Annotated in this window: 21 protein-coding genes; 5 read left to right on the top strand and 16 right to left on the bottom strand. The window is 42.8% G+C overall.

Features of this window, described 5'->3' with window-relative positions:
- Positions 1–122 precede the first annotated feature (122 nt).
- Positions 123–1,019 carry a putative ABC transporter permease gene (locus tag NQ556_RS04645; RefSeq protein WP_008371868.1) on the top strand — a complete coding sequence of 299 codons (897 nt, stop codon included), beginning with the start codon at positions 123–125 and terminating at the stop codon, positions 1,017–1,019.
- Between the two features lie 105 nt (positions 1,020–1,124).
- Here the strand turns inward: NQ556_RS04645 and NQ556_RS04640 are convergent, their stop codons facing one another.
- The 5 genes from NQ556_RS04640 to pth all read right to left on the bottom strand — a co-directional run bounded on the left by NQ556_RS04640 (position 1,125) and on the right by pth (position 7,967).
- Positions 1,125–1,958, bottom strand: a complete 834-nt coding sequence (locus tag NQ556_RS04640) for a PHP domain-containing protein (RefSeq protein WP_008371869.1) — start codon at positions 1,956–1,958, stop codon at positions 1,125–1,127.
- A 152-nt stretch (positions 1,959–2,110) separates the two neighbouring features.
- Positions 2,111–2,821 (bottom strand): ABC-2 transporter permease, encoded by a 711-nt coding sequence (locus NQ556_RS04635; RefSeq protein ID WP_008371870.1) that lies wholly within the window; start codon positions 2,819–2,821, stop codon positions 2,111–2,113.
- Positions 2,822–2,867: 46 nt separating this feature from the next.
- The gene (locus tag NQ556_RS04630; protein WP_008371871.1) at positions 2,868–3,911 is read right to left on the bottom strand and encodes a peptidylprolyl isomerase; all 1,044 of its coding nucleotides are present in this window, start codon (positions 3,909–3,911) and stop codon (positions 2,868–2,870) included.
- Between the two features lie 113 nt (positions 3,912–4,024).
- Entirely contained in the window at positions 4,025–7,375 is a 3,351-nt protein-coding gene (gene mfd, locus NQ556_RS04625; protein WP_022220756.1) for a transcription-repair coupling factor, read from the bottom strand.
- 16 nt (positions 7,376–7,391) lie between these two features.
- A complete protein-coding gene (gene pth, locus NQ556_RS04620) occupies positions 7,392–7,967 on the bottom strand; it encodes an aminoacyl-tRNA hydrolase (protein WP_008371875.1) in 576 nt (191 codons plus the stop codon).
- Positions 7,968–8,118: 151 nt separating this feature from the next.
- Between pth and NQ556_RS04615 the strand changes: the two genes are divergently transcribed.
- On the top strand, positions 8,119–8,550 hold the full coding sequence (locus tag NQ556_RS04615; RefSeq protein ID WP_022220757.1) for an FMN-binding protein: 432 nt from the start codon (positions 8,119–8,121) through the stop codon (positions 8,548–8,550).
- Positions 8,551–8,572: 22 nt separating this feature from the next.
- Here the strand turns inward: NQ556_RS04615 and NQ556_RS04610 are convergent, their stop codons facing one another.
- The 3 genes from NQ556_RS04610 to sigG form a co-directional block, all read right to left on the bottom strand.
- Positions 8,573–8,836 carry a hypothetical protein gene (locus tag NQ556_RS04610; RefSeq protein ID WP_008371877.1) on the bottom strand — a complete coding sequence of 88 codons (264 nt, stop codon included), beginning with the start codon at positions 8,834–8,836 and terminating at the stop codon, positions 8,573–8,575.
- Between the two features lie 49 nt (positions 8,837–8,885).
- Complete coding sequence (locus tag NQ556_RS04605; protein ID WP_022220758.1) at positions 8,886–9,536, bottom strand: HAD family hydrolase; 651 nt, start codon at positions 9,534–9,536, stop codon at positions 8,886–8,888.
- 78 nt (positions 9,537–9,614) lie between these two features.
- A complete protein-coding gene (sigG, locus tag NQ556_RS04600) occupies positions 9,615–10,397 on the bottom strand; it encodes an RNA polymerase sporulation sigma factor SigG (RefSeq protein ID WP_022220759.1) in 783 nt (260 codons plus the stop codon).
- A gap of 217 nt (positions 10,398–10,614) precedes the next feature.
- Here sigG and NQ556_RS04595 point away from each other — a divergent pair, with 217 nt between their 5' ends.
- From NQ556_RS04595 to sigE, 3 genes are all read left to right on the top strand, one after another.
- The gene (locus tag NQ556_RS04595) at positions 10,615–12,234 is read left to right on the top strand and encodes an MBL fold metallo-hydrolase RNA specificity domain-containing protein (protein ID WP_008371880.1); all 1,620 of its coding nucleotides are present in this window, start codon (positions 10,615–10,617) and stop codon (positions 12,232–12,234) included.
- 222 nt (positions 12,235–12,456) lie between these two features.
- Positions 12,457–13,248: a sigma-E processing peptidase SpoIIGA gene (locus NQ556_RS04590; protein ID WP_008371882.1), complete on the top strand. Its 792-nt coding sequence runs from the start codon at positions 12,457–12,459 to the stop codon at positions 13,246–13,248.
- A 10-nt stretch (positions 13,249–13,258) separates the two neighbouring features.
- Complete coding sequence (gene sigE / locus NQ556_RS04585) at positions 13,259–14,002, top strand: RNA polymerase sporulation sigma factor SigE (RefSeq protein WP_008371883.1); 744 nt, start codon at positions 13,259–13,261, stop codon at positions 14,000–14,002.
- Positions 14,003–14,056: 54 nt separating this feature from the next.
- On the opposite strand, the gene ftsZ is transcribed toward sigE, so the two are convergent.
- The 8 genes from ftsZ to NQ556_RS04545 all read right to left on the bottom strand — a co-directional run bounded on the left by ftsZ (position 14,057) and on the right by NQ556_RS04545 (position 23,992).
- On the bottom strand, positions 14,057–15,265 hold the full coding sequence (ftsZ, locus tag NQ556_RS04580) for a cell division protein FtsZ (protein ID WP_022220760.1): 1,209 nt from the start codon (positions 15,263–15,265) through the stop codon (positions 14,057–14,059).
- Positions 15,266–15,414: 149 nt separating this feature from the next.
- Positions 15,415–16,173, bottom strand: coding sequence for a cell division protein FtsQ/DivIB (locus NQ556_RS04575; protein ID WP_167531621.1), 759 nt, complete (start codon positions 16,171–16,173; stop codon positions 15,415–15,417).
- A 44-nt stretch (positions 16,174–16,217) separates the two neighbouring features.
- Entirely contained in the window at positions 16,218–17,276 is a 1,059-nt protein-coding gene (locus NQ556_RS04570) for an FtsW/RodA/SpoVE family cell cycle protein (protein ID WP_022220761.1), read from the bottom strand.
- Between the two features lie 76 nt (positions 17,277–17,352).
- Positions 17,353–18,714 (bottom strand): UDP-N-acetylmuramoyl-L-alanine--D-glutamate ligase, encoded by a 1,362-nt coding sequence (gene murD / locus NQ556_RS04565; protein WP_008371891.1) that lies wholly within the window; start codon positions 18,712–18,714, stop codon positions 17,353–17,355.
- Between the two features lie 13 nt (positions 18,715–18,727).
- Positions 18,728–19,684 carry a phospho-N-acetylmuramoyl-pentapeptide-transferase gene (mraY, locus tag NQ556_RS04560; protein ID WP_008371893.1) on the bottom strand — a complete coding sequence of 319 codons (957 nt, stop codon included), beginning with the start codon at positions 19,682–19,684 and terminating at the stop codon, positions 18,728–18,730.
- Between the two features lie 102 nt (positions 19,685–19,786).
- Positions 19,787–21,520, bottom strand: a complete 1,734-nt coding sequence (locus tag NQ556_RS04555; protein ID WP_022220762.1) for a peptidoglycan D,D-transpeptidase FtsI family protein — start codon at positions 21,518–21,520, stop codon at positions 19,787–19,789.
- 64 nt (positions 21,521–21,584) lie between these two features.
- Positions 21,585–23,438, bottom strand: a complete 1,854-nt coding sequence (locus NQ556_RS04550) for a peptidoglycan D,D-transpeptidase FtsI family protein (protein WP_022220763.1) — start codon at positions 23,436–23,438, stop codon at positions 21,585–21,587.
- A 23-nt stretch (positions 23,439–23,461) separates the two neighbouring features.
- A complete protein-coding gene (locus NQ556_RS04545) occupies positions 23,462–23,992 on the bottom strand; it encodes a hypothetical protein (protein ID WP_008371901.1) in 531 nt (176 codons plus the stop codon).
- Positions 23,993–24,009 lie beyond the last annotated feature (17 nt).

Raw genomic sequence — 24,009 nt, 5'->3', positions numbered from 1 at the left:
TTACCAGCTCCTTCCATGTCATGTTTTCAGTATAGCACATTTTTCCGTTTACACATCTTTCCTTTCTGTATATAATATAAAGGATTACATATTTTTTTGCAGCAGACTCAAGGAGGTTTTTTATGACTGCACAGCATCTATATTATTTATTTCAGTGCTTCTTTATATATGCCTTTTTAGGCTGGTGTACAGAAGTTGCGTTTGCCGCTTTTAAAGAACGTCGTTTTGTCAACCGTGGATTCTTAAATGGCCCGATCTGTCCGGTATACGGTTTCGGCGTGGTTGCAGTCATTCATTTTCTGACACCGCTTCGTTCCAACCTGCTCCTGCTATATCTCGGAAGTGCTATTCTTGTTACTGCAATCGAATGGCTGACCGGGTTCATTCTCGAAAAGGTTTTCCATAACAAATGGTGGGATTATTCTAATATGCCGCTCAATCTGAATGGATATGTGTGCCTTTTGTTTTCTCTGATCTGGGGAGTGTTCTGTGTTTTCATCGTAGATGTATTCCATCCACTGATTGACACACTGCTCTCACACATTCCTTTCCTTGTCGGTATCATTCTTGTATGTATTCTGGTGATTGCCGGACTTGCCGATCTCTATGTAACAGCATCCGGTATCCTGAAGCTCAACAAACGTCTTGAAAAAATGCAGGCCATTGCAGACGAACTTCATCAGATTTCCGACAAGCTTGGTGAATCAATCTACAAGCGTACCATTACAGCTATGGAAAAACAGGAAGAGTTCAAAGATACTGTATCTGAGAAGCAGGAAGAATTTAAATCTGCTATTTCCGAAAAACAGGAAGCAATTTCAGACACCCTTGCCGATGTTTCTGACGAAGTAAAAGAACGGATTGCTCTTCTTCGCAGAAGCTACCTGGAAAATGTCAAAGCAACTTCTCATATGCAGAAGCGTATCATGAAAGCTTTCCCGAAAATGCAGAGCCGCAATTACAAAGAATCCTTTGAAGATCTTAGAAACAAACTGAAGGAAATGTCTCTCAAAAAATAACAGGTTGTAAAAAATCCATCTGGTTTTCTTTTAAAAAAAGAAATCAGATGGATTTTTTATCTTTAAAATTATGATGTGAGTATCAAAAGTAAATTTTGCCACTCACTAATGTTTCCTCTTGATCTTGTCCAGATACGGAATCTCGATTGGATCGATTGCATCAAGTGGCTGTTCTTTATTGATCTTCTTTTTGCGTGTGTGCTTTTTCAGAAGTGCACCACCCCGGTTATAAAACCAGAAAGAAAAGATCAGAAGTTTATTGAATTTTCCAATTTTGTCTTTTGTCGTCTTCGTGTAATACTCCCCACCGGACTGGATCTCTCCTTTTTCCCTGATCTGCCGGATCAGATCCAGCTCTGTCTCAATCCGTACCGGAAATTCCGTATACCCCATGCCGACACAGTCCAGCTTATGCGCATCACTTCCTCCGGTTCCCGGTTTTCCATATTTTTCAGCAAGATACTTCGCCCCTTCATTGGACTGTGGTGGCTCACATGCATTGAAAGTCTCTATAAAATCAAATTTTTCAATCAACTCCGGAGATTTCTGCCATCTTTTCGTATTCGTAAAACTCAGATACTTTTCCCCACACGGATGTGCCGGTCCACAGATTCCTCCATTGTGATGCACAAAATCAATCAGCAGCGAAAGCGGAAGCCCTCTCAGCTCCAGAAGGCGCATCTTTACTCCCTGTGGCATAATGATCAGAATGTGCCCCGCATCCAGTGTATCATACTCTATTCCTTTCAATACGACAAAATCTTTGTATTTTCTCCCTTTGACCGTATTCTTCCAGTGCCGATATCCATTATAGGTGTCATGATCTGTAACCAGCATTCCGCCAATGCCTTTAGACTGCAGCTTTTTAATAAATTCTTCAATCGGCACTTTGCTGTCAATTGATCCTTCTCTTACATGACAATGCATATCTATCTTCATATTTTCATCTCCAGATCTTATATCGTTGATACTATTTTTATTATACCTCTTTTTTTATAACGCTGCAAGAAATACCGGTTTCTTCCAGCCATTCCTGATCAGATACAAAAGAGGATGTATCACATTCTGATACATCCTCTCATCCATCTTATCTATTCTTCATCCTCGTCATCATCATCATCCAGATCGATCAGCATGGTTCTTGCCATCTCTATTTCTTCTTCTTTTGATGTTTCTTTCTTGATCGCATTTGCTCTTCGAACCTGCTTCTTGTTGATCTCACTTGACTTCATGATAAACTGGATCACGATTCCGATAAATGTAATCACAATCGAAATGATCCACATGAAAATCACATTTTTCAGACCTGCCAGATCATAGATCATCATTCCTGCTCCAAAACCGCCTGCTAATGCCGTCGCAATAATCACAAACGGTTCAAACCAGATCATCGCAAGGATTGCGAAAATCAGTCCGACTGCTCCGCAGACTGCCAGCATGATCCAGTTTCCCGCATTTGTAATCGCAAGTACTGTGCCAGCCATTCCCAGAAAGCATACCCAGAAAGCTCCGAATTTCTTAAATACACTGTTCAGTATTGCAAAAACCAAACCCGCAACACCGGCTGCGATCAGTACCGGAACAACTTCCAGTCCCATAAGATATGTCACGGCAAATCCAAGCAATGCCCCTGCAACAAATCCAATCACTGCATTCCAGACACGGATCAGCTTCAAACCTAAAATTCCAATGAAAACCGATATAACAATTGATACCGCCGAAACAATCACAGCTTCTTTTCCTGCTATAAATACCGCACTGTTTCCCATGATATCCTTCAATACTATACCTATTGATTCCATCCTAATCTCTCCTCCTGTCGTACTTTCCTGTTGTTAAGTCAGACGCTTATTTTGATGAAGAGTCTGAAGATGTATCTGTATCTTCGGTCGTGCTCTTAACCGTTACGCCCTGATCAGCAAAACTGATCGTATTCCATACTTTTTTATGTACTTTAATATCCGTTTTCTTTTTCCATTTCTTACAAATTGACTGATACTGGTCACTCTTTCTCTGTGATACAATGGACTCTTTCTTGGTATCCGTTGCATCACGGTCAAGAAGGCTGACTACTTTTGCAACATAATAGCCATTGTCTGCTTCGATCACGTCTGTTACTTCACCTTCTTTTAACTTATCAGCAGCTTTGATCAGATCTTCGTTTGGCGATGTCGTATCCGAGTCAAATGTCAGATCGGTGGCTGATGCACCTACTGCTGTTGCAAATACAGAAAAATCTTCTGCCGAAGCCGCATCTTTCTGGAAATCTTCTGCTTTCTTTTTCACTTCTGCTTTTTCGTCATCTGACATATCTGTCGATTTTCCATCACTGCCCTTTGTCTTTGTAGAGAACAGCACATACTGCAATTTCTTCTGTGCTGCTTCCTCATCGGATACATTCGTATCTACATCCGCAGTCATGGCAGTTTCCATCTTCTTCTGAAGTGTCAGAAGTTCCAGTACTTTCTTTACCGTCTTTTCATCGCCCGATACTGCATCTTTTGCAGCACTGTCATTGCTGTCAGTAAATTTCTTCGCAGCATCCTCGATGCTTTTTTCCTCATCATCACTTAGCGAAACTTTATAATCATCCTTGTGCTCATCCAGAATATACATTTCTTCCAGAGAATCCATGATTGAATCCTTATAATTCTCTTCGTAAGTCTTTCCGTCTGTAACTTCTTTTCCCCAAAAATCATCTCCCAGATAACTGCTATATGTTGTTTCAAACTGCGCCTGCTGATATCTTGCAAAAAAGTTCGCCACATCTGCAGTCACTTTCTCATCTCCGACTTCTACCACTGTATCCTGTCCGTTAAACTTGCTTCCACATCCGTTTAAAGATGCAATGCAGGCAACTGCCAGTATACAGGCAACCACTCTTTTTTTCATTTATAAAATTTCCTCCTTGATCTTCTCTCCATTGTACACACTTCTTCAATATGCACTCGTATAGTATATCTTTTTTTTACCTTACTGGCAATCTTTTTCATAAAAAATACACATTATTCTTCGACAAGTCCCTGTATATCTTCGACAATTTTTCCTGCATTTTCAAGAATCTGCTCTGCTTTTTCTTTTTTATTTTTCCGAAGTTTACAATAAATAAAATATGGATTTTCTGCATCTGTCTTAAATGTCAGTTCTCCCTTATATTTTGCCAGCAGTTCCGGAATCTTTGCTACATTTACCCTTGCCTTCTCATACATGGTAAATTTGTATTCATCGCCTTTTTGCTCTACCGAAATTACATAAGCCGCATGTGCTTTCGCCTTCAGCTGCGCGATCATCAGAAGCTGCTGCACCTTGCGTGGCGGATCGCCGAAACGGTCAATCAGTTCTTCTAGCATATCTTCCTGTTCTTCTTCTGTCTCAATTGCTGCGATCCGTTTATAGATATCCAGTTTCTGATACTCATTCGGAATATAAGATGCCGGAATATAAGCATCAATATTCAGATCCACGGTTGTCGCATAGGTTTCTTCCGGGATTTCTCCCTTCAGGTGACGGACTGCCTCACTTAACATCTTACAGTAAAGATCGTATCCCACTGCATCCATATGTCCATGCTGTTCCTCCCCAAGCAGGTTTCCTGCCCCACGGATTTCCAGATCCCGCATGGCGATTTTTACACCAGAGCCAAGATCTGTAAACTCACGAATTGCCGAAAGACGTTTTTCTGCAACCTCCCGGAGCATTTTGTCTCTTCTGTACAAAAGAAATGCATATGCCATACGGTTCGATCTTCCAACTCTTCCACGTAGCTGATAAAGCTGGGAGAGCCCCATCCGATCTGCATCATGGATGATCATGGTATTGGCATTGGAAATGTCAAGACCGGTCTCGATGATCGTCGTCGATACCAGAACATCAATTTCTCCATTGATGAAATCGTACATAATATCTTCTAACTTGTGTTCCCGCATCTGCCCGTGTGCATATGCCACATTTGCATCCGGCACAAGTTTCTGGATCTTCGCTGCCATTTCAGCTATATCCTGGACACGGTTATAGACATAGTACACCTGTCCCTGGCGGGAAATTTCTCTTTCGATTGCCTCCCGGACCATCTCATCATTCTCCTCCATCACATAGGTCTGGATCGGCATCCGGTCAACTGGTGCTTCTTCCAGCACACTCATGTCACGGATTCCGATCAGACTCATATGAAGCGTTCGGGGAATCGGTGTTGCCGTAAGTGTCAGAACATCAATATTTTCCTTCAGCTTTTTGATCTTTTCTTTATGCTGTACTCCAAAACGCTGTTCCTCATCAATGATCAGAAGTCCCAGATCTTTAAATGCCACATCCTTACTCAATACCCGGTGGGTTCCGATGATGATATCAACCTGTCCCTTTTTCAAATCTTCGATCGTTTTTTTCTGTTGTGCAGGTGTGCGGAAACGGCATAACAGATCCACCCTTACCGGAAATTCTTTCATCCGTTGCACAAAAGTGTTGTAATGCTGCTGTGCAAGAATCGTAGTAGGGACCAGATAGACAACCTGCTTGTTCTCCTGCACTGCCTTGAATGCTGCCCGGATTGCAATCTCTGTCTTTCCAAATCCCACATCCCCACAGATCAGACGGTCCATGATCTTTGGGCTTTCCATATCCCGTTTTGTTGCCTCGATTGCAAGCTGTTGATCCTCCGTTTCCTCAAACGGAAACATTTCTTCAAATTCTTTCTGCCAGACCGTGTCCTTTTCATAGACAAATCCTTCTTTGGACTGCCGTACTGCATAGAGTTCCACCAGATCTTTGGCAATCTGCCAGACTGCTGTCTTTACCTTGCTCTTCGTGCGATGCCATTCCTGTCCTCCAAGTTTGTTAAGTTTCGGCTTTTTAGCATCTGCACTGGCATACTTCTGGATCTGGTCAAGCTGTGTCGCAAGAATATAAAGATTTCCACCATCAGCATACGAAATCTTCATATAATCCTTTGTCACCTTATCAACTTCTATCTTTTCAATTCCCCGGTAGATTCCAAGTCCATGATTCTCATGCACTACATAGTCTCCCGGTTTCAGATCCGAAAAGCTGCTTATTTTCTGTCCATCATAACTTTTTCGTTTCTTTTTCTTCTTTGTCTTTCCAAAAATATCTGACTCAGATATGACAATAAATTTAATCATCGGGTACTCGTATCCGACTTCTATATGCCCGTAGCATACCATGATCTCCCCTGGATTCACTTCTCGTTCCTGATCCTCACTGTAAAAACTGCTCAGATCATAATCACGTAGATCCTCTGCCAGACGTTTTGCCCTTGTTCTGGACCCAGAAATCAGAACCGCCCGGTATCCGTTCCTTTTCAGTCTTTTGAGATCCTGTGTCAGCATCTCAAAGCTGCTGTTATACGGGTTAACGCTTTTTGCCTGGATCCCAAACCGCTTTTTCACAAAAAATGGCTTACATTTCATTTCCAGAGCACACATCCCGATCATACAGAATTTGTTCAGAAATTTTATAATTTCATCAGTCGTAAAAAATTCCGGAGCTTCTTCCATTTCCCCGGTCCTTTCCATTTCTTCTGCACGGTTCTCTCTCGCTTTTTCCACTTCATTTTCTGCCAGACGCCCTTTTTCCAGAAGCCTTGCTGGTTCATCCAGGAACACCAGTGTGTCCTTCGGATCAAAGTAGTTGATAAAAGAAACTTTCCGGTCACTTCCCAGTCTGTCATCTGCCGGATAAATAACGATCTGTTCCAGATTCTCTACAGATCTCTGGCTGTCCACGTCAAAAGTCCGTATTGAATCCACTTCATCTCCCCAGAATTCAATACGGATCGGCAATTCCTCGGTAAGTGGGTAAATATCAATGATTCCACCACGAACTGCAAACTGCCCCGGACCATCCACCTGGGCTTCCCTGTCATATCCAAGTTTTATGATCTTCTCCTTCAGCGATTCAAATTCCAGCGCCTCCCCATTGGAAATGGTCAGAATGTCTCCTTTTATTTCTGCTTCCGATGGCAGTTCATCCATGAATCCGTCAATCGTTGTAATGACCGTAACCTGGCTTTTTGCCTCCATCATCATCTGCAAGGTTTCCATCCGCTGTTTGACCAGCTGTTTTCCGTGGATATCTGCCTGATAAAAAAGGAGATCCTTTGCCGGATAATAGCTGGTATTTTCATTTAAAAAACGATATTCTTCGTATAATTTTTTTGCTTTATCTTCACTGGAAAGAACGATCAATGTATGCCCATAATCTTTTCCAAGCGCATACATCAAATGCGTTTTCTGTGATGTCACACACCCGGAAAGAAGCAGCATGCCCGGTTCCCGTCCACGCTCTTCACAGATTTCTTCAATCTCTGCCAGTTCAGATAAAGGAGCCGTAAGTGCATGCATCGCTTTTTGCCTCCTCTTATTCTTTCTTTTTCTGGTTATATTCGTTCATTGCCTGATCGATTGCTCCCTGCATGATCAGAGCAGAAGCTTCACAGGCAAGATCATATCCTTCTTCCATAAGTACACGGTCCTCTTTGGAAAATTTTCCAAGAACATAATCAGCAAGATCATATCCTTTCGGTTTTTCTCCCACACCTACCTTGATCCGTGGAAATACACTACTTCCTAAATTGGCAATGATATTTTTGATTCCGTTATGTCCACCGGCACTTCCTTTTCTGCGGATCCTGAGTTGTCCGACTTCCAGACTGATATCATCATAAATTACAAGAAGTTCTTCTTCGGGATCGATCTTGTAATATTCCACCAGACTACGGATACTCTCTCCACTCAGGTTCATATAAGTCTGCGGCTTCACAAGAAGCACTTTCTGTCCCTCGATCACTCCTTTTCCGATGAGGGCACGGTGTTTTTTAGTATCGATTGCTATCTGGTATTTCTCCGCCAGGCGGTCCACCACATCAAATCCAACATTATGTCTTGTCCCCTGATACTTTTCATCCGGGTTTCCAAGTCCTGCAATTATAAACATTCTATTCACCTCTGCTTTTTCTCTTTCCTGATTCTACTAAATCCTTTCTCTTTTGTCACGCATTTCTCATGCATAAACTATTTTTTCTTTTCATATAGTTTATTAAGCGGCATAACCTGCCGAAATTCCATACTGCCTAAGGAGGTTCTTTATGAATTCCAAAACAAAAATCATCGTACTTCACATGAAAGAAATTATCTATACTGTTATTTTTGCCACTTTAGGTATTCTCATCCTCTGCCTTTTATTCTTTATGTTCTCCGGAAACCGGCATTCCTCTGTATCCGACAAAAAATATACTCCCGGCGTTTATACCTCTTCTTTTACACTCGGAAATGAAGATCTGGAACTGGAAGTTTCTGTCTCTGACACCTCTATCAATTCCATCCGCATTTCCAATCTAAGTGAGACGGTAACTGCCATGTATCCTCTTCTTCAGCCATCTCTTGAGAATCTGGCTGACCAGATCTGTAAATCCCAGTCCCTTGATCATCTTACACTTTCAAGTGACAGTCCCTATACTTCTCAGCTTCTTCTCAACACCATCCGTGATGCGCTCAAAAAAGCTGCGGCAACCAACTGATGCCGCAGCTCTTTTCCTTTTATTAACCTTCCACGATCAGATACTGTCCGTTCGGAAGTGCGAATACTTCTGAAGCCTCTTCCAGCTCTTCATCACTCATACCACTGATGTCCGCTCCGCTTTCATCCAGATAATCTCTCACATCCTTGATAGAATCTACAACAACCGCCATACAGTCTTCCAAAAACGCTTCTGCCTCTTCCAGTGTCTCTGCAACCGGCTCATCAAAAAGCTGTGACTGCATATTCAGGAATGTCTGCAGACATTCTTCATCATACTCATACATACAGGCAACCCTCCCTTATCTTTCTCACAGAAAAATTTTCTCATCTGAACTATAAATAGTTAAGCAATTCTTCAGCATGTGCAATTGTTGCATCTGCTCCTGTCTCCACAAGAAGTTCTTTGGTCCGGAATCCCCATTCTGCTCCGACTGTAAACATACCGGCAGCTTTCCCTGTCTTCATATCTACATCCGAGTCTCCTATGTATATTCCTTCTTCCGGCGATACCCCTAATTTATCAAGTATCCACAGAAGTCCTTCCGGATCCGGTTTCTTCGGAAATTCACCCGACTGCCCCTGAATATGGTCAAAATATCCTTTTCCAAATGTACTTTCCACTACATCGATCGCCTGCAAATGTGGTTTGTTGGAAAATACTGCAATCTTTATTCCCTTCTTCTTCAGTGAATCTAACATCTGAACAACGCCATCATAAGGACGTACATGGTACATACAATTTTCTCCAAAGATTCTGCTGTACACTTCCATACCTTCTTCAATCCTCTTAAGCTCTGTGTCTCCGGACGCACGAAGTGCACGTTCCATAAGGCATCTGGCTCCATCCCCAACGAAGCTTCGGCACTGATCTTTGGTAATCGTCTTAAGTCCCATTTCTTCTAACGTCTTATTCGTTGAATAAGTCAGCGAATCCAGCGTATTTGTCAAAGTTCCATCCAAGTCAAAAATACACGCTTTATACATTGCTGTTCTCCTGTTCTTCTGTTCTATGATTATAATAGTATGAACCTTGACAAATTTCAACTGGAAATCTCTATTTTTCTATTCACTTCGCAGATATTGTCGCATAGCCCTGAGTGCATTCTTTTCCAGGCGGCTTACCTGTGCCTGTGAGATTCCGATTTCTTCTGCTACCTCCATCTGCGTTTTACCTTCAAAAAAACGAAGTCTGATAATATACTTCTCCCTTTTTCCGAGTCGGTCCATTGCCGCCTGAAGGGACAGCTTCTCCACCCATCTGTCTTCTTTGTTCCTTTTGTCACTGATCTGGTCCATCACATACATAGCATCTCCATTGTCATTATATACCGGCTCATTTAAGCTGACCGGCATCTGGATCGCATCCAGCGCATAGACGATCTCTTCCTTTGCGATCCCGATTTCCTCTGCAATTTCCTGAACAGTAGGTTCTTTCTGGTTTACTTTGACATAATTTTCTTTCGCGTAAATGGCTTTATATGCCGTATCACGAAGTGACCTGCTAACACGGATCGAATTATTGTCCCGGATGAACCGCCGGATTTCTCCAATGATCATCGGTACCGCATAAGTTGAAAATTTTACTTCCAGCTCCGGATTGAAATTATTGATTGCCTTGATCAGTCCGATGCACCCGATCTGAAACAGATCATCCGGATTTTCACTGCTTCCCGAAAAGCGTTTGATCACACTGAGTACCAGACGTAGATTTCCTTTGATATACTGTTCTTTTGCCTCCTCATCCCCCGCTTTGATCTTCTCAAAAAGCACCTCTTTTTCCCCGTCGCTAAGCAGGGGAAGCTTTGCTGTATTTACACCACAGATTTCTACTTTATTAAGTACCATCTCAATAAACCTCCAAATCTTTACTGGTATAAATTTTTCTCAAAACTGTTTTTATTTATTCGATTCCCACTAAAATATTAAAAATATCGCTCCTTGACTTTTCCCATACTCTTCTGAAAGAATATACATCTTAGTAATATTGTCTGATTTTCTATCATTTTTCTTTAAATTATAGTATAATATACTAAAATAATTTTTACGCAAAGGGGTTGAGTATATGAAACTTACTTTTATCGGTGCCGCCCATGAAGTAACTGGAAGCTGCCATTATCTTGAAGCATGTGGAAAACATATTCTAATAGACTGTGGACTGGAACAGGGACCTGATCTATATGAGAATCAGGAAATCCCGATCAATCCTTCCATGATCGACTATATCCTCTTAACGCATGCACACATTGACCATTCCGGCAAGATTCCTCTGCTTGTAAAAAATGGTTTTAAAGGAGAAATCATCTGTACATTCGCCACCTCTGATCTGTGCAGCATTATGCTCCGTGACAGTGCACATATCCAGGAATCCGAAGCAGAATGGCGGAACCGGAAGGCACTTCGTTCCGGTGCTCCGCTTTACGAACCACTTTATACTGTACAGGACGCCATGAATGCAGTTGCACTTCTTGCGCCGATCGATTATAACCAGACGATCCAGCTCTGTAAAGGAATCGAACTCCGCTTCACAGATGTCGGTCATCTGCTTGGTTCTTCCTGCATTGAAGTCTGGATCACAGAAGACGGTGTAAGCAAAAAAATCGTATTTTCCGGAGATGTCGGAAATATTGACCAGCCGATCATCAAAGATCCGCAGCATGTGGATGCAGCCGATTATCTTGTCATCGAATCCACCTACGGAAACCGGGTCCATTCTACTGTAAAACCGGATTATATTAAGGATCTTACCAGAGTCCTGCGCGAAACCTTTGCCAAAGGTGGAAATGTAGTCATTCCATCTTTCGCAGTAGGAAGAACCCAGGAGCTTTTATACTTTATCCGTGAGATCAAAGAAAATAATCTTTTGCCGGAATATCAGAATTTTGAGGTTTATGTAGACAGTCCTCTGGCGATCGAAGCAACCAACGTTTTCCAGAAAAATGTACAGTCCTGCTTTGATGAGGATGCAATGGCTCTGATAAGTAAAGGAATCAACCCTCTTCTTTTCCAGGGACTGAAAACCACGATCACCAGTGAAGAATCTAAAATGATCAACTTCAATGACAAACCAAAAGTAATCATCTCTGCTTCCGGAATGTGTGAAGCCGGCCGTATCCGCCATCATCTGAAACACAACCTCTGGAGAAAAGAATGCACGATCCTCTTCGTAGGCTATCAGGCAGTTGGCACTCTTGGCCGCAAGCTTGTCGAAAGCAAACCGGAATCAGTCCGGCTCTTTGGTGAAAATGTAGAGGTTAATGCCCGTATTGAAGTCCTTGCAGGGATCAGCGGACATGCCGATATGAATGGTCTTCTGAACTGGATTGATGGATTCAAAGAAAAACCATCCCACATCTTTGTTGTACATGGAGAGGATACGGTTACAGATTCTTTCGCTGCTACCATCACAGACCGTTTCGGCATTCCGGCATTTGCACCATACTCCGGAGGCTGTGTTGATCTCGCAACCGATACCATCCTTTCTGAAGGTATCAGGCTTCCGAAAAAAGCAGTTGAAAAGCCGGCCAAAGCACGTGCTCTTACTGCATTCAACCGCGTGGTTGCGGCAGCCAAACACCTCATGGATGTTGTGCTTAAAAATGAAGGTCTTGCAAACAAAGATCTTGCAAAATTCGAGTCACAGATCCAGAATCTTGCTGACAAATGGGATCGTGACGACAGATAAATACCGATCTTATCTTTCCAGAGACCGGCTTCCGACATGGAACGCCGGTCTTTTCCTGTCTTTTTCGACAATTCTTTAAAAAAATCCAGCATTTCAGCATGTCGAATAAAATTATTCTGTTTTTTCCATCTTCTGACAAAATCCGAAACACATCTTTTCTATAATAAAGCATGCTTAAGTACCAAATCTATTTAGCAGCTAAAGAGAAAGAAGGATAAGACTATGCAGTATGAAGTATATCTGGATGTATTGTTTCTGGAAAATATGATGATGGATTTTCTGATTCTTCTGGCAGTAAAAAAAGTATTTCCATGTTCTGCCACTTATGGAAGTCTTCTTGCCGGTTCCTTTACCGGTTCACTACTGACCTGTGCCATTTTATTTTTTCCATGCCCGGTATGGACCCGCTATATCCTGCTGTTTTTCCTGGTAAATTCCTGTATGACAGTGATCGGATTGAAAATCCGGACATTTCCCGTTTTTTTCAAAGCATGGATTCTGCTCTATCTTGCAAGCTTTCTTCTTGGAGGTATCATGAGTTGGCTCCGTCTTTATTTTGGAAAATTTTTCCGGATCATATCTTTTCTTTTCACCCTTGGCATCTGTGGTTTTTTTCTTTTATATCATGGACTTTTGTTTCTAAAGAAACTATGGAAATCACAAGATCATAGTTTTGATGTGATTTTAACTGTAAATGGAAAAGATTTTCATCTGAAAGCCTTTCTGGACAGTGGTAATCATCTTTCTGATCCACTGACCGGAAAGCCGGTTCATATTATCAGCAAAGACGCCTGTCAGAAGATTTCTTCCCAAATCTCACCTGGAAGACTCCGGTACATCCCGTACCGGACTATACAGAAGACGACCAGTATTCTTCCTGTTTTTTCTGTCAAGAAAATGAGAATAACAGGAGAATCTGAATTTTTGATCCAATCTCCACTGATCGGTATTTCCGAACAGAAGAATTTTGGAAACGGAAAATATGAAATGCTATTGCATCCTGAAGATTGTTAGGAGGATTATAATGATGATAAAAGTTGCTGTTTCAGATTGTTTTAAATTGAAAATGATTCCCTCTTTCCGCAGTGTTTTCTTCCCGGAAAAGCAGGAAATCCATTACATAGGAGGGACAGATATCCTGCCGCTCCCACTTAGCAGTGAAGAAGAAGGTCATGCCATTTCCCTTCTCGGAGGCGGGCAGGATGAAGAAGGAAAAAAGCTTCTTATTGAACATAACCTGCGTCTGGTTGTATATATAGCGAAAAAATTTGACAATACCGGTGTGGGCGTAGAAGACCTGATCTCCATCGGCACGATTGGACTGATCAAAGCAATCAATACCTTCAATCCAGAGAAAAATATCAAACTTGCCACCTATGCCTCCCGTTGTATTGAAAATGAGATCCTCATGTATCTGCGCCGGAATAACAAGACCAAACTGGAGGTCTCCATCGATGAACCGCTCAATGTTGACTGGGATGGAAATGAGCTTCTTCTCTCCGATATTCTTGGAACTGAAGAAGATACCATTTATCGTGATATGGAAACCGAAGCAGAACACAAACTTCTTGGGAAAGCCATCGGACGGCTTTCAAACAGGGAACGGGTAATCGTGCAGATGCGATTCGGACTTGGAACCCCCGACGGGGAAGAAAAAACGCAGAAAGAAGTGGCCGATCTTCTTGGGATCTCCCAGTCTTACATATCAAGACTTGAAAAGAAAATTATGCAGAGACTGCGACGCGAAATGGTACGCTATGAACAGTAAACTATAAAAAACAGGGAAACAGTAATTTCTTACTGCTTCCCTGTTATTTCATTCTTATTTCTTGAAGAAATCCGGAATCTTGATAGACTGCTCTTTCACCTTGCTCTGTGGAGTTCTTGCACTCTGAAGCGGCGGTACCTGTGTAGTCTGCTGCTGTACCGGTCTGCCTCCGTATACCGGTCTTTCTACATTGCTGTATTCTCCCGGATTAAACTGTGGACGTGAAATATTGCTTGCTCCCATTCCAGATCCACCGTTCATCATAGCTGCTTTATGTTCCAGTCTTGACTGAAGCTTGCTCTGTGTTCCACCTACATTGTGAAGACCTGTTGCGATAACTGTGATAGTTGCTTCATCTGACTTGGAATCATCATACATTGCACCGAAGATGATGTTTGCATCTTCACCTGCAAGATCCTGTACATATTCTGCTGCATCACTCGCATCCATAAGTGTGATGTCACCTGAAATGTTGATGATAACGTGAGATGCACCTGCGATGGTTGTCTCAAGCAGAGGGCTGGCAACTGCCTGCTTAACTGCTTCAAGAGCCTTGTCATCACCTTTGCCCTGTCCGATACCGATATGAGCAATTCCTTTATCTGTCATAACTGTCTGTACATCGGCAAAGTCAAGGTTGATCAGTGAAGGTACATTGATCAGGTCTGTGATACCCTGGATACCCTGCTGAAGAACTTCATCAGCTTTCTTAAGTGCTTCCGGCATAGTTGTTCTTCTGTCTACAATTTCAAGAAGCTTATCATTCGGGATAACGATAAGTGTATCTACATTTTCTTTTAATTTTTCGATTCCGGCAAGAGCGTTGTTCATTCTTGTCTTGGATTCGAATTTGAAAGGCTTGGTTACAACGCCAACAGTAAGTGCTCCCTGCTCTTTGGCAATACGCGCAACAACAGGAGTTGCTCCTGTTCCTGTTCCGCCACCCATACCACAGGTAACAAATACCATATCAGCCCCCTTGAGTGCTGACTGGATCTCTTCGGCACTTTCCTCAGCTGCTTTTTCACCGATCTCCGGTTTAGCCCCTGCACCAAGACCCTTTGTAAGCTTGTCTCCGATCTGCATAAGAGTCGGAGCTTTACATAACTGAAGAGCCTGTTTATCTGTATTGATTGCGATAAATTCAACACCTGCAATCTGTTCATCGATCATGCGGTTGACTGCATTGTTTCCGCCGCCACCTACACCGACTACAATTATTTTAGCTGCTGCTTCTGATTCATTTGTTTTAATTTCTAACAAGAGTTTCTCCTCCTTCGTCACCTTATTATATTATACACCCTAAATGTCAATATGCGCTTAGTTATACATAAGACTATAATATATTTTTTTCCGAAAAATATCAATAGAATTTTGTATATTTTCCTATTTTTTTATTCACTTGACACAGATTATGTTCCAAGGTCCGGAATCACATCTTTTTCGAAGGTAATTGTAATATTATCTGTGTTAAAATTTTCCAGATACAGGGTTCCTCCCTGATCTCCCAGCTTCTCAAGGATCGGCGATATCTGCATGATCCGTTCTTCCAGATTCGTGTGCCCGACATTGACACATTTGTTTCCAAAAAAAAGATACAGATCTGAACCGGAACAAACAATCTTATCCGGCGCGAGATCACATTTTTTCAGTGTCATCGTCATATCCAGAAGGTTCCCAAATGCTTTTTTGTTCGCCTTGCTGACCGGAAGTTCTTTGTAAAGCTGTACTTTCTTTACTTCCAGCCCTTCAATGCACGGGATTCCATCCCACAGCTCCTTTGTCTTTGCAAGTACGATACCATCCTTGTCAAAATAAATACATTCATCACCTGACACGATATAACCGGCCACACGCTTCTCTTTGGTCGTCACCTTCACAGTCCACGGATTCTTCATCGTCACATTTGCCTCTTCCATTGCCGGAAGCAGCTCGTGATTCATCAGGTGGTTCCTGATCATCACATACAGAGAATTGGAAGACCAATTATCATCCTGCACCCAGTCTGCAATCTCCTGTCTGCTAAGATACTGATTTCCTGATACTTCAATTTTCCGCACTTGAAAGAGTAAAAGAAACGTAATCATAGCTATGCAAACCAAAATAATGACCAGAATGGCTTTCATGGCAGCCTGCTTTATGATTCTCTTTTTCCTTTCTTTCTGTATCATCCCATCAGGCATCTTCCTCCTTCCGTCTTTTGTATATCTCCTGTTTAGTCTACCACTTGTGACACACTTAGCACAAGTCCCATTTCAATTAAAAGAAACATCACCGATGTTCCTCCATAACTGATAAAAGGAAGTGTAATCCCCGTATTCGGAATTGTGTTCGTCACAACTGCAATATTTAAAATAACCTGAATCATCATATGTGCCATCGCTCCGGTCGCGATCAGCGCACCAAAAAGATCCCTGCTTCCAGATGCGATCAGGAAAAAGCGCCAGATCAGAAGCAGAAACAGAAAAACGATAATCCCAGCACCTGCGAGTCCAAGCTCTTCACAAATAATTGAAAAGATCATATCATTCTGTGCCTCAGGTACAAATCCCAGCTTCTGTACACTGTTTCCGATCCCGACTCCGAATACTCCTCCGGATCCAATCGCGTAAAGCCCCTGCAGGGTCTGATAACCCTTTTCATATTTTTCCGGATTTCTCCAGATAGCAAGCCGTTCCAGCCGATAGCTTTCAAGGGCAAGAAAAATCCCCATAAAGCAGGCGCCTGCGATTCCCATCAAGGCAAATTGCGCATACTTCGGGCTTGCCACAAAGATCAGGATCACACCGATTCCCAGAATAATGATCGCCGTGCTTAAATTACTCGCTCCCACAAGTCCCACGATTGGAAGGATCCAGAACATGATCCTGCAAAGTGTCCACATTTTTCCGATTGTTTTTACGTTCTTCGTCACAAGATCCGCCAGAAAAAGAATCAGTGCAACTTTCGCAAATTCTGATGGCTGAAAAGAAAACGGGCCCAAAGCTAACCATCTTTTGGACCCGTTAATTTCTCTGCCAAACAACATGACCGCAACCGAAAGTGCAACTGCTGCCAGATAACCAAATACTGCCAGTCTCTGCCAGATGTGGTAATCCATCCCTGCCACGAACAGCATCAGTACAATTCCAAGCACCGTCGCAAACGCCTGCTTTTTCAGATAGTAAAAGGAATCATGAAATTTCACCTGCCCGTTATATGCACTGGTACTGTATAAGATCACCAGTCCGATCACAACCAGGAGAACAACAATTAACAGAAGCGTGTAATCCATACGCCCCTTTTTCCCTTTTTCCTCCACTTTGTTTCACGCCCTTTGATACAGATTATATGAAATTATTTTATTTCTTTTATAATGCATTCACGTATTTTTTGAATTCTTCCCCACGCACTTCATAGTTCGGGAACATTCCCCAGCTTGCACATGCCGGTGACAGCAGAACTGCATCTCCGGGTCTTGCAAGCTCCACACAGGTATCGAGTGCTTCTTCGAAAGTATCTTTTAAAATACAGTCATGAAATCCGCACTCTGCTGCTTCTTTCTGAATCTGCTCTTTTGTAGCACCGATCAGTACCAGATAGCGGACTTTTCCATCAAAGCTCTGGATCCATTCATGGAAATCGGACTGTTTATCATATCCACCACCGATCAGGATCGTCGGGCGGTTCATTGCCTGGATTCCCTTGATCGCCGCATCCGGATTCGTTCCTTTAGAGTCATTGTAATAGACAACCCCGTTCTTCTCTGCCACATATTCAATACGATGCTCAACCCCCTTAAATGCAAGTACAGACTTACGGATCACATCCAGATCTACACCGTAAGCTGCTGCCATTGCAACCGCTGCCATAACATTCTCATAATTGTGGACGCCAAGGATCTGTAATTCGCCGGTCTTGCAGATGACCGTTCCTTCTTTCTCCTTTTCCGGTTTGTATACAATGTCTTCTCCATCAAGATAAATGCCCTGTTCCAGTTTATGCTTACTGCTGAAAAATAGAACACTCGCCTGAAATTCATCTGCCATCTTTCTTGTCTCTTCATCTTCATAATTGAGAACGCAGATATCTTCTGGTGTCTGATTCTTCGCAATATTCATCTTTGCACGAATATATGCTTCCATCGTATGATGGCGGTTCAGATGATCCGGTGTGATATTAAGAACTGCACTTACCTTTGGATGGAAGGTATGAATACTCTCCAGCTGGAAGCTTGAAAGCTCTGCCACGATCACAGAATCTTCTCTGGTATCTGCTGCGGCATTCGTATATGGTGTACCGATATTTCCCACAACAAAAACGCTGTCACAGGCATTTTTCATAATCTCGCCTAAAAGAGAGGTTGTTGTCGTTTTCCCATTGGTTCCGGTAATTCCAAGCACATCTCCTTTTCCGCATACATAGGCAAGCTCAATCTCGCCCCAGACAGGAATTCCTTTTTCTTTCATAGCCAGAACAACCGGCAGATCAGTCGGCACCCCCGGACTCATTACAACCAGATCAAGACTTTCCATCTCCTCTTCCGGAAAAGCTCCGAGAACAACGCGGACTTTGCTTCCCTCACCAAGCTGTGCTTTCATTGCCTCGGCATCTTTTTTATCATTTCCATCATACAGAATTACCTCTGCCCCTTCTTTTTCCAGCAATCCGCAGGATCCGATCCCACTGATCCCCGCACCGAATACCAACACTTTCTTTCCTTGTAAATCCATTTTTGTAAGCCTCCTATAATGCCAGCAGTGCAACCAGGCACAGAATTGCAGTTACAATTGAAAAAACTGCAACCACCCGTGTCTCGCTCCATCCACACAGCTCAAAATGATGGTGGATCGGCGCCATTTTAAAGAAACGCTTTCCGCCTGTTTTCTTAAAATATGTTACCTGGATCATAACTGATAAAACTTCTACCAGATAGATCAGTCCTACGATGATAATGAATAATGGCATCTGGAGCATGTATGCTGTCGAAGCAACAAATCCCCCAAGAGCCAGTGATCCGGTGTCGCCCATAAATACGCTTGCCGGATAAACGTTGAATAATAAGAATCCCAGCAACGCACCTACCACTGCACAGGTAATCGGTTCGATCCCACTCTTTGTTCCGATCGCAACAACTGTAAAGAAGGTTGCCACAAGAACTGTTACACTGGATGCAAGCCCGTCCAGTCCATCTGTAAAATTCACACCATTGACGGTACCGATCACTGCAATAAAAAGTACCGGAATGGCAAACCAACCGATGTCCAGATATTTCCCACCTGAAAACGGTATCAGCATGGTAAGCGGTATCTTTGCCACTTTCACGATGTAAAATGCAAAAATCGCTGTAATCACAATCTGGAGTGCCATCTTCTGCATCGGCATCAGTCCATCTGATCTGTGAAGAACAACTTTCAGATAATCATCCAGGAACCCGACCAGTCCGAATCCAATCGTTACAAAAAGTACCGGAATCACCTTCGGATACTCTCTTACATAGATCAGCGAAGTGACCGCAATCGCAAACAAGATCATCACGCCTCCCATCGTCGGCGTTCCGGCTTTTTTAAGATGCGACTTCACCCCGTCTTCTCTCTCTGTCTGATCCATCTTGAGTCTTCTTAAAACAGGAATTACCACCGGTCCTGCTGCCACACTGAGAACAAACGCGATCAGCACCGGTATGACCATTGTAAAATCCATAATACACCTCTGTCTTTCTTTTGTTTTCAAAATCAGCCCTTATCTTAAAGGCACAGATTCTACGCTTTAGTATAATGTATCTGCCCTGTTTTTTCAACTGCTTCACGGGTTTTCTTCCCGTTCGATTCCAAGATAGGGAAGAATATTGTCGAAAATATCGCGCACAACCGGAGCTGCTATCGTCCCGCCATAATAGATACCCTGTGGGTTGTAAATAATTGCCATTGCTGCTACCTGCGGATCACCTGCAGGTGCAAATCCGATAAAAGATCCTATATAACGGTTCGCACTTCTTGGCAGCGTCTGGCTGGTCGCTGTCTTTCCTCCGATCCGGTATCCTTCGATCTGTGCTTTTTTTCCTCCTCCCTCGGACACAACCGTTTCCAGTATCTTTCTCATCTTTTCTGACGTTTCTTTAGAAAGAATCCGTTTTCTTTTTCCATAAGAAATCGTTTCTTCTTTCTCTCCACTTTCCGCATCATAAACGGCAATGCCAAAATGAGGAGTGATCCTTTTCCCCCCATTCACCAGAGAACATACTGTTGTTGCCATCTGCATCGGTGTCACCTGAAAAGACTGTCCAAACGACATCGTTGCCAGCTCTACCTGCCCTACATTTTCCTTCTTGTGCATGATCGTTGCAGCCTCTCCCGGAAGATCTACACCTGTCTTCCCCATCAATCCGAATTTTTCAAAATATTTATAAAAATTCTCTGTTCCAAGCCGCATCCCTACTTCAATAAAAACCGGATTACAGGAATTCTGCACCCCCTGTACAAACGTCTCGGATCCATGTCCAGTCGTTCTCGCACACCGGATCCGGCGGTCTTCCACAAGCTTGTATCCAGGACAGTAAAAAGTATCTTCTTCTTTGACCACGCCCTCTTCCAACGCCGCCGAAGCAGTAAATACCTTAAAGATCGATCCTGGTTCATAAGTATCATTGATACTCCTGTTCCGCCACATCTGATTCAGCATTGCCTGTTTTTCTTCATCATTCAAAGCGGCATCTGTTCCCTCCGGTAATGTAAACGGGGCATTCAGATCAAACTCTGGAGCATTGACGCAGGCATAGATTTCCCCTGTTTTTGGATTCAGGATCAAAATCACAACTGCATCTGCCTGTTTTTCTTCCATTACTTTTTCCGCAGCCTGCTGTGCATATTCCTGGATATTATAGTCCAGGCTTACCTGCAGAGTGTCTCCGGAAACCGGTTCTACTCTGTCTTCCAGCGTATCCGCAAGCTCAATCCCTCTGGCATCAGTTGTTGTCAGAATCATTCCGTTCACACCTTTCAGATAATTTTCATACTTTACTTCCAGTCCAATGATTCCCTGATTGTCTCCACCGGTAAATCCAAGAACCTTTGAAGCCAGATTGCCATACGGATAGTACCGTTTAAAATCCTCATCTACCTTCACCCCGTCCAGTTCATATGCACGAATCCGGTCCCCGGTCTCTTTCTCCACATTTGTCTTTATTTTTTCTCTGGAAGAAACTTTTTCGATTCTTTTCCGAATCATTTCTTTCTCTATTCCCAGCTCATCGGCAAGAACCTGGATCACTCTCTCCGGATCTGTTATCTGACTATGGATAACAGATATGGTACACACCGCTTTATTGGTCGCAAGGACTTTGCCATTTCTGTCAATGATCTCTCCCCTTGCCGCCTTGATCTCCCTCTCTCTTTCGTGCAGCGTTTTTGCTTTCTGTTGATAATACGCAGCATCAAATATCATCAAATACACCAGTCTTGCGATCAGAAAAAAAATCATCAGAAGCGCGCTTAAAAATACTACCAGCATTTTCTTTTTATTATAAGTCTTATTCCGCATAAAAACCCCGAAAAACAGATTCTTACTATTACTGTATGATCTGTCTTCCGGGGTTATACCCAAATTACTCAGCCGGAGCCTTTGTAATATTCAAATACGGAAATGCTTCTGCCATAATATCAGAAGCGAGCTGCGAGATCAGGCTGCTGGTCGCTGACTGATCCGGAGCATTCGGTTCATCGATGACTACATAAATCATAATTTCCGGATTCTCCTGCGGTGCATATCCGATAAAGGATACCACGTTCTTATTCTCTCCACGGGGCAATTTTTCCGCTGTACCGGTCTTACCACCGATATCATAACCTTCTACCTGTGCATATCTACCACTACCGTTCTGAACAACACTGTACATATAACTTTTCAGTTTATCAGAAGTTTCTTTAGAAATTGTCTTCTTCTCCAACACCGGATCAATAGTCTGGATCACATTTCCGTTCTCATCCTGAATAGCTTTTACAAGATGCGGTTCATAATAATCGCCACCATTGATCAGAGAACAGAATCCTGTCGCAAGTTGAAGCATAGTTACGTTAAAATTCTGTCCGAAAGAGTTGGTTGCAAGATCCGTTTTGATCATTCCATCCGGTGACTGCAAAATACCAACCGCCTCACCCGGAAGATCAATCCCCGTATACTGACCGAATCCAAAAATACTCTGGTACTTACAGAATTCTTCCGGTCCGATTGCCAGACCAATCTGCATCAGGGCAACGTTACATGAATTTTCCATAACCTGTGTCAGATTCTGCTGCCCGTGTCCACCATTATCATAAGAGATACATTTAATCTCCCATTCATCGATCTGAAGGGAACCACCGCAGTAATAGGTCTCATCGCCTTTCAGTGCACCAATCTCCAGACCTGTTGCAACCGTAAATGGTTTGATCGTAGATCCCGGCTCAAAAGTATCGCTCACGCAGAAGTTTCTCCAGAGTTCATTCAGAGCATCGATCTTATCGTCACTGCTCATTCCGGTTATTTCTTCCTCTGTATAATACTTGGATAGATCTCTCGGATTATTCAGATCATAGGTAGGTGAGGAAGCCATTGCCAGAACTTCTCCGGTATTCGGGTTCATCATGATCACAGCTCCGTTTTTAAATCCCATCCCCTCCTGCGCTTCATCTGTGTGCGCCTGGTTAAACTCTTCCAGATGCTTTTCCACGATAGACTGCAGGTTCGCATCAATCGTTGTTACGATCGTATTTCCATTTATCGGCTCTTTCACCGTGTTTTCAATTGCCGAGTCTTCATTCTGATAACCATATCTGCGTCCATCTGTTCCATTCAACGTTGAATTATAGGATGCTTCCAGTCCGCTTGCTCCCACATTCCCCGATACGCTGAATCCCAGGACATCGCAGGCAAGTGTATTATATGGATATTTTCTGACATAATCCTCTTCCAGCCAGATTCCTTTGATCTTGGAATTTTTCTTCTCTGCCGCTTCAAATGCCTTCGCATCATCGTAGGAAATTCCTTTTTTCAGAATATTGTACCGACTGTCCGGACTGTCCGCGATAATTGCATCCACTGCCGATGCCTTGATCTGAAAATAACTTTTCAGCGCTTTTTTCGTAGCTGCTATGTTTTCAGCTTTTTTTGTCTCGTCTGAAAGTAAGACCTTTGCATCCAGAATCACATTGTATACACGCTCACTTGTCGCAAGCTTTGTGCCGTTTGTATCTACAATATCTCCACGCTTGAACGGAATCGACTGACTCATATACTGCTGCTGATCCAGTACTGTCTTGGTATAATCTTCTCCTGACGAGGCATTGATATAGGTAATTCTTCCGACAAGAATAACAAAAGCCAGTAATATCGCTATAAAGAGCATTACCAGCTTTTTCTGCATTCCAACCGTGAATTTATGCCTCAGAACGGAAGGCTTTCTTTTTCTTCTTTTTGACATGTTATTCACCTTTGTTCATAAACCTATTTATCTGTTGTCTGTCCAAGCACTCCGCTTTTCGGAATACTTTCGTACTGTTTTACATAATCATTAACCGGGTTCTGATATTCAATAATCTGATCCGAAGTCGCATATCCCATACCCAGATCATTGATTGCACGGTCTCTTACTTCTTCCAGATTCACAGAATCCATTACTACGTTATATCTAGTTGTATTCTCTTCTTTTGCATCTGCCAGTTCCTGCTGCAGCTCGGTAATATGCTCTGTCCGGCTTGTAAGCTCTGCACGTACCTGCAGATACCATACACAGACTACAAGTGCTGCCACTGCCGCAATTGAAAGAAACATCACATATGCAGGATTCATCCGCATTGCTTTTCTTCGATTTTTCAAAATCTGTCTGTCCAGTTTTTTCTTTTTATGTTCTTTTCTTGGTTCCTCTTGTCGCTGTGGCATGACTTCTGCCTGGCGAACTGTATTTCCGTATATGTACATTCCTCGGCTTGTTACTGTACGTCTGTCTGCCTGTATTCTATGACTGTATTTTGCCATACAGCACCACCCTTTCA

This window comes from Coprococcus comes ATCC 27758 (genome assembly GCF_025149785.1).
In the GTDB taxonomy this organism is placed as follows: Bacteria; Bacillota; Clostridia; order Lachnospirales; family Lachnospiraceae; genus Allocoprococcus; species Allocoprococcus comes.
The sequence above is the reverse complement of the archived record's forward strand: the minus strand, read 5'-3'. Positions and strand labels throughout refer to the sequence as shown.